At 36.5% G+C, this 18,489-nt stretch carries 17 protein-coding genes and 2 tRNA genes; 8 read left to right on the top strand and 11 right to left on the bottom strand.

From position 1 onward, the window contains the following. Positions 1–169: 169 nt before the first annotated feature. Complete coding sequence (gene sppA / locus H4O18_RS04070; protein WP_187581830.1) at positions 170–1,930, bottom strand: signal peptide peptidase SppA; 1,761 nt, start codon at positions 1,928–1,930, stop codon at positions 170–172. A 186-nt stretch (positions 1,931–2,116) separates the two neighbouring features. Here sppA and folK point away from each other — a divergent pair, with 186 nt between their 5' ends. Then, entirely contained in the window at positions 2,117–3,262 is a 1,146-nt protein-coding gene (folK, locus tag H4O18_RS04075) for a 2-amino-4-hydroxy-6-hydroxymethyldihydropteridine diphosphokinase (protein WP_187581831.1), read from the top strand. A gap of 739 nt (positions 3,263–4,001) precedes the next feature. Here folK and H4O18_RS04080 read toward each other — a convergent pair. Next, complete coding sequence (locus H4O18_RS04080; RefSeq protein ID WP_187581832.1) at positions 4,002–4,532, bottom strand: TrmH family RNA methyltransferase; 531 nt, start codon at positions 4,530–4,532, stop codon at positions 4,002–4,004. 208 nt (positions 4,533–4,740) lie between these two features. On the opposite strand from H4O18_RS04080, the gene mutS reads away from it, so the two are divergent. From mutS to H4O18_RS04095, 3 genes are all read left to right on the top strand, one after another. Continuing rightward, complete coding sequence (gene mutS, locus H4O18_RS04085) at positions 4,741–7,317, top strand: DNA mismatch repair protein MutS (protein WP_187581833.1); 2,577 nt, start codon at positions 4,741–4,743, stop codon at positions 7,315–7,317. Between the two features lie 166 nt (positions 7,318–7,483). Continuing rightward, positions 7,484–7,559: transfer RNA gene (locus H4O18_RS04090), tRNA-Gly, on the top strand. 31 nt (positions 7,560–7,590) lie between these two features. Beyond that, positions 7,591–7,674: transfer RNA gene (locus tag H4O18_RS04095), tRNA-Leu, on the top strand. A 166-nt stretch (positions 7,675–7,840) separates the two neighbouring features. On the opposite strand, the gene H4O18_RS04100 is transcribed toward H4O18_RS04095, so the two are convergent. After that, positions 7,841–8,413, bottom strand: a complete 573-nt coding sequence (locus H4O18_RS04100; RefSeq protein ID WP_187581834.1) for a hypothetical protein — start codon at positions 8,411–8,413, stop codon at positions 7,841–7,843. A 923-nt stretch (positions 8,414–9,336) separates the two neighbouring features. On the opposite strand from H4O18_RS04100, the gene H4O18_RS04105 reads away from it, so the two are divergent. The 4 genes from H4O18_RS04105 to H4O18_RS04120 all read left to right on the top strand — a co-directional run bounded on the left by H4O18_RS04105 (position 9,337) and on the right by H4O18_RS04120 (position 11,153). Beyond that, on the top strand, positions 9,337–10,119 hold the full coding sequence (locus tag H4O18_RS04105; protein WP_187581835.1) for a hypothetical protein: 783 nt from the start codon (positions 9,337–9,339) through the stop codon (positions 10,117–10,119). A 9-nt stretch (positions 10,120–10,128) separates the two neighbouring features. Next, positions 10,129–10,350 carry a hypothetical protein gene (locus H4O18_RS04110; RefSeq protein WP_187581836.1) on the top strand — a complete coding sequence of 74 codons (222 nt, stop codon included), beginning with the start codon at positions 10,129–10,131 and terminating at the stop codon, positions 10,348–10,350. 9 nt (positions 10,351–10,359) lie between these two features. Continuing rightward, positions 10,360–10,629, top strand: a complete 270-nt coding sequence (locus tag H4O18_RS04115; protein ID WP_187581837.1) for a hypothetical protein — start codon at positions 10,360–10,362, stop codon at positions 10,627–10,629. Between the two features lie 164 nt (positions 10,630–10,793). Beyond that, positions 10,794–11,153 (top strand): helix-turn-helix domain-containing protein, encoded by a 360-nt coding sequence (locus tag H4O18_RS04120; protein ID WP_187581838.1) that lies wholly within the window; start codon positions 10,794–10,796, stop codon positions 11,151–11,153. Positions 11,154–11,207: 54 nt separating this feature from the next. On the opposite strand, the gene H4O18_RS04125 is transcribed toward H4O18_RS04120, so the two are convergent. The 8 genes from H4O18_RS04125 to H4O18_RS22345 all read right to left on the bottom strand — a co-directional run bounded on the left by H4O18_RS04125 (position 11,208) and on the right by H4O18_RS22345 (position 18,409). Next, positions 11,208–11,498 (bottom strand): hypothetical protein, encoded by a 291-nt coding sequence (locus H4O18_RS04125; RefSeq protein ID WP_187581839.1) that lies wholly within the window; start codon positions 11,496–11,498, stop codon positions 11,208–11,210. Positions 11,499–11,893: 395 nt separating this feature from the next. Further along, the gene (locus H4O18_RS04130) at positions 11,894–12,721 is read right to left on the bottom strand and encodes a hypothetical protein (protein WP_187581840.1); all 828 of its coding nucleotides are present in this window, start codon (positions 12,719–12,721) and stop codon (positions 11,894–11,896) included. Positions 12,722–12,981: 260 nt separating this feature from the next. Then, positions 12,982–13,371, bottom strand: a complete 390-nt coding sequence (locus H4O18_RS04135) for a hypothetical protein (protein ID WP_187581841.1) — start codon at positions 13,369–13,371, stop codon at positions 12,982–12,984. A 4-nt stretch (positions 13,372–13,375) separates the two neighbouring features. Then, positions 13,376–13,654 carry a helix-turn-helix domain-containing protein gene (locus tag H4O18_RS04140; protein WP_187581842.1) on the bottom strand — a complete coding sequence of 93 codons (279 nt, stop codon included), beginning with the start codon at positions 13,652–13,654 and terminating at the stop codon, positions 13,376–13,378. Between the two features lie 76 nt (positions 13,655–13,730). After that, a complete protein-coding gene (locus tag H4O18_RS04145; protein WP_187581843.1) occupies positions 13,731–14,504 on the bottom strand; it encodes an RteC domain-containing protein in 774 nt (257 codons plus the stop codon). Positions 14,505–14,629: 125 nt separating this feature from the next. After that, on the bottom strand, positions 14,630–15,946 hold the full coding sequence (locus H4O18_RS04150; RefSeq protein WP_187581844.1) for a tyrosine-type recombinase/integrase: 1,317 nt from the start codon (positions 15,944–15,946) through the stop codon (positions 14,630–14,632). A 419-nt stretch (positions 15,947–16,365) separates the two neighbouring features. After that, positions 16,366–18,183: a DUF5060 domain-containing protein gene (locus tag H4O18_RS04155; protein ID WP_187581845.1), complete on the bottom strand. Its 1,818-nt coding sequence runs from the start codon at positions 18,181–18,183 to the stop codon at positions 16,366–16,368. Between the two features lie 97 nt (positions 18,184–18,280). Beyond that, on the bottom strand, positions 18,281–18,409 hold the full coding sequence (locus tag H4O18_RS22345; RefSeq protein WP_281387240.1) for a hypothetical protein: 129 nt from the start codon (positions 18,407–18,409) through the stop codon (positions 18,281–18,283). Between the last annotated feature and the right edge of the window lie 80 nt (positions 18,410–18,489).

The following is an 18,489-nucleotide window of genomic DNA, read 5'->3' on the forward strand; positions in this document are numbered from 1 at the left end:
TACCGTAAGGGGCAGCCCTGCTATTTGAAACATCAGAAACTTTGGGGCAAAAATTAAGATTATATTGCTTAAAACCGAAAGTCCCGAAACTTATTAAAAATAAAAAAAGACCGTCCAAATGTTTTTGAACGGTCTTTTGGTCTCAATCCATTTTTGGATTAAATATTTTCTATTTGATATTCAATGTAAAAGGCATTCTGGCCTGAACCCCTTTATTTTCCATTGCGGATTTTATTTCCTTAAGAATTGCATAGGCTTCCAGTCCAATTTCCTGCTGAATAAAAATCTCTTTGCTTTTGGCACTGGCACCTCCCATATCTTCCATAAATTTCTCAAAATCCGATTTATACTTTGGAAGTTTTTTAACTCCATAATTGTCTAGTTTTGCCATTTTAGCTGCCTCGGCAATAGCCTCATCCAGTCCACCCAATTCATCTACCAGACCCAGACGCAAAGCATCCACCCCACTCCATACGCGACCTTGGGCCAAACTATCTGCCTGGGCCATGGAAATACCCCTGCCCTGAGCTACCCTATCCAAAAACGTTTCGTAAGTTGCCTCTATCCCCTCAAGTACATTCTTTCTGAAATTATCGTTCATGGGTTCAAATAGGGAATACTCCACTGAGTTTCTGTTGGTACCCACTTGTTCCGCATTTACACCCATATTTTTGGCCAATTCACTAATATTGGGTATGGTACCAAAAACACCTATAGACCCAGTAATGGTAGTGGGTTCCGCAAAAATTTTATCGGCTCCTGCAGCAATATAGTATCCTCCAGAAGCGGCTACGTCGCCCATAGAAACCACAACTGGTTTGGACTCCTTGGTAATTTCAATTTCGCGCCAGATAATATCGGAAGCCAATGCACTTCCTCCTGGAGAATTCACCCTCAGCACTATTGCTTTAACATCATCATCTTCCCTGGCCTTTTTGAGTGCACCATTAATAATTCCTTGACCAATTACATCCGAACCACCCTCACCGTACCATATTTCGCCTTGGGCATAAATCACCGCAATCTTATCCTTGCCACTATTGATTTTTATTTTGCTTGCGGTATTAATATAATCTGATATGGCAACATAGTTAATATCCACATCATCCTCAATTGCCAAAGCCTCTTTGATCTTTGATTCATATTCATCAAAAAATATGACATCATCAATCAATCCCGACAAAGCCGCGTATTTTGGTGTCCTGGTCCCTAAGGTATCCGCAATATGATTTAAATTTTCAATTGAAATATTCCTACTATCGGAAATATTGGTAAGCATTGAATCCCACAAAGCATGTAATAATTCCTTGATCTGTGTCCTATTGGCGTCGCTCATTTCGTTCGACAAAAAAGGCTCAACAGCACTTTTGTATTTCCCATGGCGAATTACCTCCATTTTAATACCGGTCTTTTCCTGAAGATCCTTGAAAAATAACACTTCCGTGGACAGTCCCTTAAAATCCAGCGCTCCCACTGGATTAAGAAATACCTCGTTAGCTACACTGGCCAAATAATAATCCTTCTGAGTATAGAAATCTCCATAGGCGTATATAAATTTTCCACTACCTTCAAAATCTTTTAAGGCATCGCGTATAGCCTTAGTTTGTGATAAGCCCGCCATAAGCACATTATTATTTAGACTTATCCCCTTTATCTTGTTATCTTCCCTGGCCACACGAATGGCGTGCAGTATCTCGTCCAATCCTTGTTTTACACTGAAAAGCCCTGCAAAAGGGTTGGATTCGTCCATTCCAACATAATCGTTGATAGGGGTTTGCAATTGTATTTCCAAAACGGAATTATTCTTGACCACAACAGTATCTTCTCCGCGCCCGATAAGCGCTGCCAAAACAAGAAACATTACAAACATGATTCCAAAGGCTATGAGACAACCTATAATTGCCGCTAATAAATTTCTTAAAAAGTTCATTCGATATAAGTATTGCTAATAACTTACAAAGATAGCCAAAGTGAAATTTATGCTATTATAAATATTGAATTATATCCCCCATAGCAATTAGAATTAGTAACTTGAATAAGGCTGATAAAATTTACCAGTGTTTTTGGAATTTCCCTTTATGAAGTAAATTACTTTTGTTTACTTTGCTCGCTTAATATGAACAAGACCGCAACAACATATCTATCACTTGGAAGTAATTTAGGGGATAAACTAAACCACCTGCAGGAGGTGGTGTTTTTAATCCATTCCACTATTGGAAATGTTGTTAAGATATCACCGATCTATGAAACACCGGCATGGGGTTTTGAGGGGGAAGATTTTTACAATTGCTGCATTGCCGTAGAAACCTCCTTAATGCCATTGGATTTGTTAAAAAAATTATTGGAAATAGAAACAAGGCTGGGTAGGGAGCGAAATGAAGGGGCTGGGTACGCTTCCAGAACTGTGGATATTGATATAATATATTATGAAAGGGAAATAATCAATTCCGCGGCGCTGACCATCCCCCACCCTAGTCTGCAGTTGAGAAGGTTTGTTTTAAGGCCTTTGGCGGACATAGCCCCACAGTTCTATCATCCTGTTCTAAACAAGGATACTAGAAATCTTTTACAGGAATGCAAGGACAAAAGTAATATAACCAGAACCCATCATAAGCTATACACTACCAGATCACAGCTTTTCTCCCAATTGCAATATATTGCGATAGAGGGAAATATTGGTGCCGGGAAAACCACATTAGCCCATAAGATAGGACAGGATTTCAACGCTAAATTGGTTTTGGAACGATTTGCGGACAACCCTTTCCTTCCTAAATTTTATGAAGATCAAAGTAGGTTTGCCTTTCCCTTGGAAATGTCCTTTTTAGCCGACCGCTACCAGCAGTTTATGGACGATACCTCCCAATATGATCTGTTCAAGAATTTTATGGTAAGCGATTACGACATTAACAAATCCCTCATTTTCGCCAAAGTTACCCTACAGGAGGAGGAATTTAAACTCTACAGAAAGCTTTTTAATCTCATGCATAAAGAAATTAAGAAGCCAACGATGTACATCTATTTATACCAAAACACAGAACGACTATTACAAAACATTAAGCAAAGGGGAAGAGATTACGAACAGAATATTGCCCCAGAATACTTAGAGAAGTTAAACCGAGGCTATTTCGACTTTTTAAAAAGCTTTCCCGAGCAGAACAATCTAATTGTGGATGTTAGTGAATTGGATTTTGTTGAAAACCTTGACGATTATGAGGTGATATTGGACCAAATCCAAAAATTTGCGGTAAAACTATCATTTTAAGATAATTTTCACATATTATTTGCACAGAACAAATCAATTTATTTACTTGCGCCTCCAATAAAGCCGTTTTGAGTCGTAATAGGCTTTCAAAAATTACGACGGAAAGACTTTAAGGTTTTGAACTAACTAACTCAAACTATATATTGCCAACCCAACCATTCGGTTGGGTTTTTGGTTTTATATGAACTTTATTTTTGTTTCCTTCCCAAATAGTTCCATGTGTGCATATGGCAGAATCAAGCCGATAACAAATCATGCTTAACTGTTGTGTTTTTTAGATTTTTTATATTGTTTATCGGGAAGAATCGAGTAAAACTTATGTTGAAAATATTTTTTTTATACATAATTCGCTTTCGTGAATCTTCGATTTCTTTGTTTACCCAATGAAACCGATGAAGTAGGTACATGAATACCTTCTTCTTTCATTTTCTTTGCTTGTCCAAAGAAAACGAAACAAACCTGCCTGCCGGCAGGCAGGAGAAAAGACCCTTCTTCACTAGGTGGCCCATAAAATCTTAGGATTTCATGGACCGATGCCATGGCCTAAATTATTTCCAAGGCTTCAATAATTCTTTACGGCCATGGCATCTCCACAACGGAAGAAGCTGGACCAAACCATAAACTTTGATTACAATGTTCAATGGTAACCTATAGCGGACAATAATATTTTGACACTAAAAGGTTAAAGGAACGGCTTATTTTCAATTTGGTTTTAAGCAGGTTTCTCTTTTAATTGATTTCACCCTTTTAATTTTGCCCAGAGATCCCAAACCACGATTCCCACGCTTACTGAAATATTCAACGAGTGCTTGGTACCGTATTGCGGAATTTCCAATACCCCATCACTATTTGAAACTACATCTTGGGAAACTCCTTTTACTTCGTTCCCAAAAATTAAGGCATATTTATCATTGTTATCCACTTCAAAATCATTTAACATGACTGCATTTTCTGCTTGTTCTACAGAAAGAGAAATATAACCCACATGCTTTAGTTCCTCCAATAATTCCAATGTGTTTTCCCGGTATTCCCAGGCAACACTATCAGTTGCTCCCAAAGCAGTTTTATGAATGTCCTTGTGAGGTGGGGTTGCAGTAATTCCGCACAAGTAGATTTTCTCGATCAAAAAGGCATCCGCTGTTCTAAAAACCGATCCAATATTGTTCAAGCTCCTTACATTATCCAAAACAATACAAATAGGAGTCTTTTCCACCTGTTTAAACTCATCCACATTAAGTCGGTCCAATTCGCTATTCTCCAATTTACGCATACAATCCAATATTTTTTTTAATTCTAACGCCACTTATATTTTGACATAAATTCCTCTCCAACCGGCATAAAGTTATCCCCAAAATATCAACAATAGTGTACATTCCAGTAGATAAACCTTACATTCGTTGTTTCAGAAAGGAATGCAAAAATAAGTTAATAAAATCGCTTTGGCCGACTCAGGAAAAACAAAAAAGGTAACCCCTTTAATGAAACAGTACAATACAATTAAGGTGAAATATCCTGATGCTCTACTATTGTTCCGTGTCGGGGATTTTTATGAAACTTTTGGGGAAGACGCCGTTAAGGCCTCTAAGATACTGGGCATTATTCTCACCCACCGTAACAACGGGGGGGACCGAACGGAATTGGCCGGTTTCCCACATCATTCCTTAAATACCTATTTACCAAAACTGGTGAAAGCAGGGCAACGTGTGGCCATATGCGATCAGCTTGAAGATCCAAAACTCACCAAGACCATAGTTAAAAGGGGCGTTACCGAACTGGTGACCCCGGGAGTGGCAATGAACGACGATATTCTATCGGCCAAAACCAATAATTTTTTATGCGCGGTCCATTTTGGCCGAAAGAGATTAGGTGTATCCTTTGTTGATATATCAACAGGCGAATTTTTAACTTCGGAAGGAAATGAAGAACAGATAGACAAACTACTTCAAAATTTCTCACCTAACGAGATATTGGTATCAAAAGCCAATAAAAAGGAATTCCTGGAAGTATTTGGCAAAAACTTCCATACATTCTTTACTGAAGACTGGATTTTTCAGGATGACTATGCCCTTGAAACCCTAACCAATCATTTTAAGACAAAAAGCTTAAAAGGTTTTGGCGTAGACCATTTGTCCCACGGTATAGTAGCCGCAGGGGTGGTATTACATTACCTTTCAGACACCCAGCACCGACAATTACAGCATATCAACACCCTTCAACGCATTGCAGAAGAAGAATATATTTGGATGGATCGGTTTACCATAAGAAACTTGGAACTCTACCATTCCAACAACCTAAATGCGGTTACACTTTTAGATGTAATAGACAAAACCATTTCGCCTATGGGCGGAAGAATGCTAAAAAGGTGGTTGGCACTTCCCCTAAAGAATATAGAAAAAATCCGTAGAAGGCATCAGGTAATTACCCATTTAACCGAAAATGAGGTTGCCCATCATAAATTGCAGAGCGGCATTAAGATGATCGGGGATTTGGAAAGATTAATTTCCAAAGTGGCCACGGGAAAAATAAATCCCAAGGAAGTGGTTCAGCTTAAAAATTCCTTGGAGGCCATTGTACCTATAAAGCAAATCACTACTAAAAGCAAAAATGAAGCGCTAAACCTTATTGGTGATCAATTGCATACCTGTGATATGCTAAGGACCAAGATTAAAGAGATGATCAGTGAGGAGGCACCAGTGAATATGCTAAAAGGCAGTACTATTGCAAAAGGATATTCTGCCGAATTGGACGAATTGAGAGGCCTTGCTTTTTCTGGAAAGGACTATCTGGATAAAATGCTGCAAAGGGAAACCGAACACACGGGCATTAGCTCCCTAAAAATAGCCTCCAACAATGTCTTTGGTTATTATATAGAAGTAAGGAATACCCATAAGGACAAAGTGCCGGAGGACTGGATCCGAAAGCAGACATTGGTAAATGCAGAACGCTATATCACCGAGGAGCTAAAAGAATATGAAGCCAAAATATTGGGTGCGGAAGAGCGAATTCTAAGTTTGGAGCAACAATTGTTCTCACAATTGGTAGTTTGGATGCAGGAATATATTGCACCAGTACAAAATAATGCCTATCAAATAGCCCAACTGGATTGTCTTTGTGGCTTTACCCAGTTGGCCAAGGAAAACAATTATGTTTCCCCGGACATGGATGATTCCACCGAACTGTCCATTATTGGAGGAAGGCATCCTGTTATTGAAAAGCAATTGCCCTTGGGAGAAGCATATATTGCCAATGATGTAACCTTAAATAGGGACGAGCAGCAGATTATTATGATTACCGGTCCCAATATGAGTGGTAAATCGGCCATATTAAGACAAACAGCGCTAATAGTATTGTTGGCTCAAATGGGAAGTTTTGTACCGGCCGATGCTGCTAAAATTGGTTATGTAGATAAAATTTTTACACGGGTTGGTGCCAGCGACAATATTTCTATGGGGGAATCTACCTTTATGGTGGAAATGAACGAAACCGCCTCCATTCTAAACAACCTCTCCGAGCGAAGTTTGGTGCTTTTGGACGAAATAGGAAGGGGCACCAGCACTTATGACGGTATCTCTATAGCCTGGGCCATTTCAGAATACCTGCATGAACATCCTGCCAGAGCCAAAACCTTATTTGCCACCCACTACCACGAGCTCAATGAAATGACCTCTACATTTAGTCGCATTAAAAATTTCAATGTATCTGTAAAGGAATTGAAGGACAATGTGCTCTTTTTACGAAAATTGACCCCTGGGGGCAGTGAGCATAGTTTTGGTATACATGTTGCCAAGATGGCGGGTATGCCGCAACAAGTAATCCATAAAGCGAATAAAATTCTTAAAAAGCTGGAAAAATCACATTCCAGCGAAGAGCTTTCCGATAAATTACAATTGGTGCAAAACGAAATGCAACTTAGCTTTTTTAATTTGGACGATCCTTTATTGGAACAGATAAAAGAAGAAATTACCCATTTGGATATCAACACCTTAACCCCTGTGGAAGCCTTGATGAAACTAAATGAAATTAAGCGTTTGCTCACCAAAAAGAAAAATGCCTAGGAGTTAATATTGTAGGCCTGCGCGACTATATTTCCAATCTAATATATTCACCTTGGGCGTATTATAATTATTTTGATTCTTTTTAGTGAAAAGTTCTTTGCTTTTTATAGAATTATATTAAATTTGCTCCCGCATCTGAAAAGGATGCTACGTTCATTTTTAAATTGCGAAAATAGCTCAGTTGGTAGAGCGCCACCTTGCCAAGGTGGAGGTCGCGGGTTCGAATCCCGTTTTTCGCTCCATTGTAAAATCTCTACTGCCTTGAGCAGTTAGGCTCGAGTGGTGGAATTGGTAGACACGTTGGACTTAAAATCCAATGGACATTAGTCCGTGCGGGTTCAAGTCCCGCCTCGAGTACAAAGAGAAACCGTAACAACTTTATTATTAAAGTGTTACGGTTTTTTTATTTACAATCATGCCAACCATTTGCCAACCGATTAAAAAAACAAGTTCAAAAAGCCTATTATAGTTCCTTCTATTTGATGGTTAACTTTTTTGCTCGATTTGTTAATTCCCATATCTATTAAACCTTTATGTGGAATTTAAATTTCTTATTTGAATCTCCTAGCCTGTCTATAACATATACAAAAATTTCCCCTGAATTTTCTTTATCTATAGGAACAAACGACATGTTCGTCCATAAGTCCAGCATAGAGCTTGACGGCACGCTAGGTGAACCCCCTGTCAATTCTTTCCTTATTAGTTCTGTTTCATCATCGGAATCCATAACTATAACTGTAAAGTTCTCCAGTTTAGCAGAATCTAAAGTTATTCTTCCTAAATAAATATAAATAACCCCTCCCTGTGCTATCTCCTTATATCCAACTATTGTTTTATCGGTTTTTTCCTTTGTCCACATTTCGGACTTTGCTTTATTCTGGGTTTCATCAATTAATTGCTCAATGGTTTTAATGCCTATGTTGGTGACCGTATAAGTGTCATTGTACCCCTCGAGCCTAGTCACAGGATTATTGAATATTGTTTTTTCCTTACCTACCTTCCAATTTCTTTTTGTGAATTCCTTATCAAATTGGGAATATGCCAATGTAATTGGCACTAGAAATAAAATTGAAAATAGTTGCTTTTTAATTTTCATAATGATTAGTTTGGATTAGTATTTAATTAATGCTCGTTTATTATACTGTTACTAGACGGTATTTATTCGTTACAACACAACAACATTAACGGTAATAGTAACCGTTTCCACAGCATTAATTTACAAAATCATTTGTAACTTTTACTATTTTCAAAATTCCTTACCGATATTACATATTAAAGTATTTTCCTGCCATTTCCTTGTCGTAACCTTGCCCTAAACTCACCGTTTCCTTGAGGTTAACTTGAGGCGCTCTCGAGGTTTTAGTATCGTTCTAATATCGTTGCCGTTCTTCTTGCGCGTTCAGATAGTGGGTTATTAAATCAATCGTTGATTTGAAACCCTTTTTAAGTAGTTAAATTCGTAAGAAAATATATTAGTTGATAGATACATTTTTCTAATTCCCACGCGAACAGATACCCATATATTTTATTTTCAAAATCTGAATAATAGTTAAATTTTAAATGGTCTTTTTATTCTAATCCTTGGGGTAACCTTAGGGTAATCTTAGTGCGATTTAAGTTACCACTGATTACCATACGCACGTTATGACCCCAAAAAAGTCTTTCATTTTGTAACCTCTAAAAACCTTTTTTTTCCATTGATATATAATTTATCTACAACCAAAATTTATATGTGAATTTTTATTTTTAGTTTCAGATAATTATGTAAATTGTTTGTCCGATAAAGTAATATACAAAAAGAACTGCTGTTCGAAGTTGTACTCACTATTAGAGGACAGGGATGACTAATAGATAAATATCATGTAGTTCGAAATGTATTTATTTAATTGTTCCTAAAGACAAAACTTCCCCCAAAAATTTGGTATAATCCTCCCGTAATCACTTAGTGGTTGGGGTGTGTGATAATAATAATTTTCAATTATAGTACTCTAACATTAACAACTATAAACACAAACCAAAATGAAACAACTGCCATTATTTTTAGCCCTCCTATTAATTGGATGCAACAAGGATACCCTCGAAACCAGACCTTTAGAATTTGGATCGATAGCCTTTTCGGTATCAGCACCAAAAATTAAGGGAACGACTGAAAAAGTTCCATCCTGTAAGAACATAGAGCCTTATCAGGTACTTTATAACTTGACTAATAATAGAGGTGAGGACTACACCTATACAGCCCCTATATCTTTGGTAGGTGGTAGATACGTAAGCAATCCAGATGCAACTTTGCCTTTTGGTAATTACACTATTGACGATGTTCTGTTAATGAACGGCAATGATACCATTTACGCCTTGCCACATGATGATGAACTGGATTTATCGCCCTATTGGGACACTACCCTGCCAATGGACATTTTGGTCAATGGGGAAGAAACGGTAAGCGGCACTGTATTCTGCTTTAATGATTACACCGCCCCTGATTTAGAGGGTGTTATTAAAAGTGGATTTGATTCCAAGAGACTACAGACAATGTTTATTTCCATTCTAAATGAAAAATGTGTTGATTCCGTTAGTGTAATGGTGAGTCTTGACACCCTGCCGCCTTTATATCCTAGTGAAGAACTTATTCAAAAAATAGTAATTCCTTTAGAATATGGCTGGATAAATATACACGGATACCATGAAGGGGAAGTTATACAAGTGTTCTTTTTTAACGGTGGAGACCCAACCGCACCACGTTATAATGGGGATGGGATAATGACCAAAGACGATGTTCTGATATTCGATTATAACTGCATATAAACAAAAACTATGAGACTAATATTTATTTTACTGTTTACCGTAGCCCTGAACGCACAACATGATTTTAAGATAGAATCCAACGACCTTATTTGGCAAAAGGTGTATGAATCCAGCCTATCAAAAGAAGATGTATTTGCATCCCTTAAAACGTCTGGTAAATTTGAGAATTTGGAAATTATAGGAAATTCTATCATAGCCGATATATCAAAATTCCCTTTGGATTTGAATTGAGAAAACAGAATGAGCCTACCTATCTATATGACAACCTCAAACTTTATAGGGAGGGTTACAATAGACTTTAAGGATAAAAGGTATAGGATAACTGTAAGGGATATTCAACTACTTGAAATAATGTCCAATTTGCGATTTGCCACCGATATAGAAAAATTGGAAGTGTACGCCACTAGAGGTGATGAATTTAAGCCTAGATTTGAAAGAAAGGATATTTACTTATTTCAGGATAACTTTAATTCTTTGTTCGAGTTATCGGCTGTTGATAATGATTGGTAAGAAGAAACTACGCTACACTTGCGCTGTTAACTTAAAATAAATTATTTCCCTATCTGTTCGCGCGTTATGACCCCAGAAAAGTCTTTCATTTTGGAACCTCAACAACCAAACTAAATGTATAGATTAATTTAGTAAAACTCCACAACCATTTTTAAACTAATGAAATGTCACTAAAAAGCATTATCAAAGAAATTAAAGAAAGAGGGTTAACGGCTTATGAGATAGCAAAGGAAACCCCTTTAACAGAAGCAGGAATAAATAAAATTTTGAATGGAAATTCAAAGAACCCCCATAAAGGGACTATTGAAATATTGGAGAAATATTTGTTTCACAAACCAAACATGCAAGACCCTAACGACCTATACTTAACAAATAAAAATATTGCCGAAAAATTAAGGGATATAACCACCCCAGAATTGCTACACATGTTAATAGTCAGGTTCGATGAGTTAATGGATTATCCAACTTTCAAAATACTAATTGAAAGGGAAGTATTGAAAAAACAAGTAGAAAACCAACATTAGAATTAATGTTTGAATATCATCATTAAAAATTTTGGCTTCCACCACATTAGTCTTTCATTTTGCTACCCCGAAATACTCTTTAACATTGGCTATTCTATAACCGTGATATTTTGAATATTTCACCTCAACCTCAAACCCAAGTTGCACCAACAAGTTAAGATATCTTTGAACAGATTTTTCATGTATGTTCAAAAAACTCTTTATCTGATTGATTGTTCTAAACTCGGAAAGATATTTGACTAGTTGTATTGTCCGTTCTACTCGCCTTGTATTACTTATAGGCTTACCATTAAATACTCTTTTTCTAATTGGGGGATGAGGTTTTACTCCATGTGTTGACTTCATTTTTTATGGGTATAAAATTCAACTGATTTTGCTACTTCATTAATAAATCGAAACAATACGCGCGCGAAGTTGTTAATTAATATACCTAATTACATTATCATAAAAACAACCTTACCCTAATCTTACCGTTCGTGCGTATGTTGTGATTCCCGAAAAATCTTCATTGGTATCTGTTCGCGTGCGTGCACTGACTTCAAAATACTCTTTAATAAAAACTCTTTTATAGTTTCCGATTCTTCCGTTTTCTTTAATGACGTAAGGTTCGTTTGAATCGCGCGCGCGTATAGTTTTACTTTTGAAAGAACTTGATTAATCAAAGGTCAGGTTATTATAAATCCCCTTTTCTGTAAGTTGTTCGATTGATGGAAAAATGAATTAAAAAGTTAGGATTTACTTCATTCCTTTAATTTACTTTTAAGACATACCAAATTAACTAATTTGCGCCCTCCTGGGGTTTGAACCAACGGCAATAATTTTTTGATTTTATTGGTTTGATAGGTTGCCTTTGTATTATTACCCAGCCGTTTTTTTAATTCTGCCACCATAAGTCCATAATTGCCGTTACATTGTTCAAATAAGAGTTTAGTACGTGCATAGTCATCTAGTTGGGAAATGGTCTTAAACTGTCCTAAATCAAGTTTGGGAGTTTCCATTGATTGTCCTTTTAATATGTTCATGAGCATTATGTAATTAGTGTTTTTTTGTTGGAGAATATCGTGCATATTCCTAGTGCCTAAATACTTTTTTACCGTTCGCCAGTCATTCAATCGGCTCTCCATTCTAGACAGCCCTTTAAAGTCCTCAAAATTAATATCCAACCCCTTGTACTTCGATTTATTGGCTTTGGTCATTTCATAGTGTTTGCCATAAACATTGACAGCCATTTTATCACCTTTATTTATACTTTCAAATGTTATCCCATTATCCCTTATTACCTTAAAGAATTTACTAGGTGTTATCAATTCCAATTCTGAAATTATATCATCAATATCTATGTCAAAATCGTTTTTAACATGGGCTAAATTTAAAACTGATTCTTTAATAAAATCTTCATGAAGTAATAGACCGTTCTTTTTTAAAATATCCCTTAACTGGTCAACAGTATTTAAACAAAATCCCTGTTTATAGTTTTCATTCAATAATCTTGCGTTTGCACTAATAGAAACTTGTGTATTACCTATACCAAGACTTTCCAACCCTATTGGTCTATCAATCATTTTCATATAGGTACTTTCCCTATCCTTTTTATACGTAACAACCTCATCGAATTTGGAACTATTCCAATCAACAATATAGTCATTGCTAAACTTGAACCTTATGTTATCTAGTGAAGTGATAGGTATTAATTTTTAACCCTTTTTTACTTTATACTATACTAGCAGTAAAAACTCCTACCTTTGGGATTAGGTAAGGCGTTGCCAGTTTTACTGAACATTTGAACAAACAAAAGAGGGTTTTTACGCCCTCTTTTATGTTTTCCATACTAACTGTTGATGTACTGCGATACGTTTCTTAAATCGCCTGTGAAGTAGTCTTGAAAGTATTTTATAACTAATGTACTTCCATTGTCCAAAAACTCAAATATTAGAAGGTTCCTTTTTCTTTGAGTATCTCCCTTAAAAACATTTTTATATTCGGTCTTAAACAATCCCGTTAACCTAGGCTTTATCCATTTTTTACCATCATGGATTTGCAACCAATAAACGGGTAAAGATTTTGCACAGTTTCTATCCTTACTTAAATTGAGAAGTTTGGTCAATTGCACATTATTGCTAGATGCTTTTATAAGTTCGTAGTGTTTTACGCTCCTATATTTACCCTCGTTAATTTCCTTGTAAACGTGGGTTATGGGTTGAGGTGTCTGCGTTGCCATTGCTTTACTGTTTAAGTTCAACAATTGCACCTTCCACCTCTGAACGCTTGTAGTAGACGCGCCCGCCAATCTGATTGGCTTTCAATATGCCTTTCTTTGTCCAATTGTGAACACTTGACAAGTCAATTTTAAGCATCTTACTAACCTCCAACCGTGTAAGTAGTTCGTCTGGTGTCTTAGGCTCGAAATGTTTCTTTAAATCATTTAATTGAAGTTTTACGCCCTCAATAATGGCTGTTTGTAGTTGTTCAGGTGTTATACCTAATAATTGAATTTGTACCATCACTTAATCTTTTTAGAATTAATTATGGTATAAATTTGCGATACTTTAAAGGTTACTAAAGGTTACTAACGCTTAACTAACGTCTATTTTCTTTTGTAAGATAATTGAATAAACTCGTTCGTAATTTATCAATAAAAAGAGTTTCACTACCACTATTGCGGTTCTTTATATCTGTTATTAATTTATTTGGGTATGCGATTTCAATATCAAAAACTGAGGAAAAGTACTCTATAATTTCTTGTTGTACTCCTACTACATTTCCATTTTCAATTAAGGCTTTTGCCAATTCTATTAATTCAGTTTGAGAAATATGCCATTTTATATTTTTTGCTGAATTTATTTTTTCAACATTGCGAGAAAAACCAAATCTATCCATTAAATCATTATAGATATAATACTCATTAACTAGAGCCAAGCCTTTTGCAAAATCATATAATAAAGCATTATTATATTTACTCTTATTAACAAATTGAGCCAATGAAATATTCGTTTCTAGTTTCAATAAATTCAAATCTTCTTCGTGAATTGTATTTTCAAAAAAATTAATTAATATCTGAGGGTCAAATATTAATGTTTGGTGTGTTGTTAATTTAAACTTCTTGTAATAAATGGCGTCAATAAATTCAGATATAGTGCACGCAACCATCCCCTTTAATTTGGTTAAATTTTCTTCGACCTCATTTAATCGGTTAATTAAAGATAATTTTCCTCCATCTTCACCCTGACTAAGAGTTACTCTCAAACCAAACTGAAACACATTATCTTCTAATAAAGAATCAACTTCATTATCTATAATCTCTATTAGTTTATAGTAAGGACTCTCATCATCCAACGGGTTTTTATTTATCATTCGAATATTGTTTGTATTGCCTTACTAAATACAGAATTTAATTCAAGCATTGAATTTAGTAAAAATTCTACCCCCCTGCATTATACAGGACGATACCTAAATTCTACAAATATAATTTTAGTTAGTTAATTTGTTGAGATGTTTTTTACAACAAATAATTTTGGCTCTTTCTTCTCCTTTATTGCTTGCAAAGTGTAGAAATCTGCAATCTGTTGGGCATAGTCCAATGTATTTTTACCTATATAGTTTAATAGTAACCGTTCGGAACTATGTGCCGTTATTTGCATAATTAAAGGTGTAGGTAGTGTTCCGTAAAGATTGGATGCAAAAGAACGTCTGCAAACGTGTGAAGCCATTAATTGCCACTTAGGGTAAACCCCATCAATTTTACGCTTTTGTTTATTCCCTTTGCCTTTTTCCGTAACTTCAATTTTACTTCCTTTTATCATTTCATTTAATTCTGCTTTTTGGCATATCACTTTGATATATTCATTAAACTTTTGTATTGAAATCTTATATGGCAATCCACTTTTAATTATTTCTTTGGTAGTATCAAGTACAGGTATAGTTACATTTTTACCAGTCTTCTGTTGTTTCAGTTCAATTACCTCATATCCGTTACGAGTTACAAAGTTATTTTCATTTAGTTTTAGCAAATCACCCCCCCTTTGCCCCAAGTTACAGCCCAATAAAAGCCATTTACGGGCGTTCTTATGCGCTTCGTTATCTAATTCGGCCTCTTTTATCTTTAGAAGTTCAGAGGGGCTTAAATAGATTATATTTTCATTATTGGTTTTACTACTTTCAATTTTCTTGTATTGTATGTTAGTTTCTATACCGCTTAATTCCGCATCACTGCAAACTGTTTTTATATCTGCCAATTTTTTTAGCGCTGTACTCTTTTGGTATTTCTTGGTATGAAGTAAGTAATTTAAAAAATCCTTCCCAAATTTTACATTAACATCCTTTACTTTATATCTCTTCCCTTTTTGATACTCCGTTAATACATTTTTTAAAGATATATAGGCATTTTTTCTGCTTTTGGATAACCCAATACCACCCTTTGCGTTTTTCCTAGTGGAAACCTCATCAATAATACTTTGTATCGCATCGGTTAAATACTCGCTTGTGCTATCCTCATTCTTACGTTTAAAGAACACATCGATATTATGCTTTAACCATTCTATATTAATTGTAGCCCCTTCAATACTCGCCACATTAAACTTTTCAAAGATGTAAGTTTTTAAGTTCTGCAATTCAGCAGAAAGATTTTTGTTTGCACTGGTTGTTTGTTTTGGTAATCCAGTTTTATCGCTCCAATCTTTAGGGTTTATATAAAGTCCCGTTTTGGTACGAGGGGATAAATTTCTATTTATCGAAAGTCTTAAATAAATAGGGGCGTTTTCTGCTTTGCCCAATAATTGAAGTTTTATAGTTGCCATGGTTTAGAATATTTGAACGTTTAAATATAAGCATTAAAACAATTCATGCCAACCATTTGCCAACCATTTTACTATTATTATCAATAATTTTAAAGTATATTACATTTTTGAAAATTGCCTTAAACCATTGTATTTATTGATATTATATGTCTTACTTATCGTAAATAGAATATTCACATGTAACCCCTATAGAGTAGTTTCAGTTCCCGCCTCGAGTACAAATGAAGAAAGACCAAAGTGAAAGCTTTGGTTTTTTTGTGCCTTCATTTTTGCCAAATTTATTTGGGTAAAAATGCAGGAAGCAAAAATAGTAGTCCTGCAAGGACTGGTCTTTTCTTATGAACATGTTCGAACGGGACTCGCCGCAAGGCAATTGTAGCCTCGAGTATAAAAGCAGGGAACAAACATACTGGCCAAGGCTAGGCTTTCTTAACTACCAGGACCACCCAGTCTTGGTCTTTTTCTTTTGGAGGCATTCCCAAGGATTGAGAACCACTACCGGAGATGGTCTTTATCTTTCCTTGTTTTAACGGGCCACCCTTTCTAGGGTTGTACCACTGTACTTCATACTCCAGCTCATAATTACCTAGGTCCAAGGTAGATTCACCTCCATTTTTAAGGAATACCACATAGGTATGACCAGGTTTGGCCAAAACATAATCTCCTTGCGTTGAAATAAGGGAATCATTGGATTCCATTTCCCAAACGGGAACTTCATTGTCTTTAAAGAATTCCAAGCAGAATCGGCCTTGGTCCCAGAAGAGATCACGTGAACGGAAGTCTTGACAACTAAGGTCCGAGTGTGGGTGTTTGTATCCAAAATACCACTCCGTACCCCAGGCCCCGGCCATCATAGCTCCCCATAATCCGTTTTTCCGTGCATCGTCGTGTTTTGGGTCCTCCGCATCCGTAATTAGAGAGTGCTGTGCATCCCCAGGTTCGTCGCAGGCTACGGCCCAAATTTTCCCGGTATTCTTAGATTCCTCGAGTATTCGCAAAACCGATTTGTGTACATTACTAAAATCCTCCTTATTGGTCTGCAAGGAAGCTCCTGTAAATTTGGAATCGGGACCATATAGACCATCAAACCAATCGCCATTGTGAATTACGATATGATGTTTATAAGGATCAATGGAAGAGAGGTATTCGGCCAACCTCAGCCTTTCCGCCACATCAACGGGAAAAGTGGGAGGCGCAGCGGTCCAATCACCTGTTTCCTCTGCCAAATTCCAGTTAAGTGCCAAATGATGCCCGAAGCGGGCAATTAGTTCTCGAAAGTACAATTTGGTATATAGACCTGTCCCTCCATTGTCGAGTAGCCCCTGGTTTTCGTGCTCCAAGGTTTTAAAATGCAAAAACATTCCGAGTTTATCGGCATGCTCAAAAAGTACTTCCCATTGATCTAATTTAGAGGTATCAAAACGATCGTAGGTGTCATAATCAACATATGGGAAGACGTTTTGATCATCACCTGCAATATTCATGGTAAGAAATGAAAATGCATTCATCCCTTTAGAGGCCAAATAATTGATAGCACCAACAAGCTCCTTTCCCTTTCCATCCTTCCAAGTAGGGTCTCCTTCTCTCCAGTCCTGGCGATGTGCCTCCCAAGTTTTAACCAAATCATCTTTATGGCCATCGCTGTGGAAAGTACCATCAAACTGATCATATGCCAATAAATTTTCCGGAGCATCGGAACCGCATTTTAGAAAGTACTCCCCTGTTTCGGCAAATTTGAGGTAGCGCTCCCCTACGTATTGCAATATGCCCTTGCCCCTTAAATCCCGACCCGACTTATTGGATTCTGCAATGTTGAAGCCTCCAGTTGCCCCATCCATATATTCACCGCTTGATAGCTTTTCCGAGGTCCGGACAGCAGCCCATTTCCCTCTCTTAAAATCTACTTTATAGGTCCACTCCCCAATTTCATCTGGGGCAAAATGAACTTTCCAACTATTTCCCGCAATTGCACTAGTGTTACCGGCATTACCATCGGCTGCATAGTATCCAGGAATTTGATAAGTCTTACCCGTTTTTACGTGCTTAAAGACCACATTTAAACGATAATTCAGAAATGGATTGTCAACGGCTGTTTCAGAGGTCTCGGGTCCCTCAAAATTAAAGGTTACCTTATGCCATTTTTTAAGCTCTCCTGTTATTTTTTGCCCTATTACGCCACTGTGAACGAAAAAGATAAATAAGCCAGTTAGAAAAAAAGTAGATTTAAATGATTTCATAACAAACAGTTAAATGGTTTTAATTTTGCAATTCAATATAGGAATAATAAGCACCGCTGCTTTAATTCCCTCCTATAAAATGCCTTTCCAGCATCGTTTATCCGGCATCCAAGTCCAACACAAAATCGACACTTATGTATTCCTTATCGATTTCCTTTACCTTGGCTTTTCTCAACCGTACAATTTCTAAACACTCGGTGTGGGTGGCCTTAACGGACAACTTCATTTAGAGCCATATTTCAGACCTTTCAAAAATAATCCCATCTGTCCAAAATGGCCATCATATTCGACTGAAAGGATATTTCA

Origin of the sequence: Arenibacter arenosicollis (assembly GCF_014397245.1) — a bacterium.
Classification (GTDB): domain Bacteria; phylum Bacteroidota; class Bacteroidia; order Flavobacteriales; family Flavobacteriaceae; genus Arenibacter; species Arenibacter arenosicollis.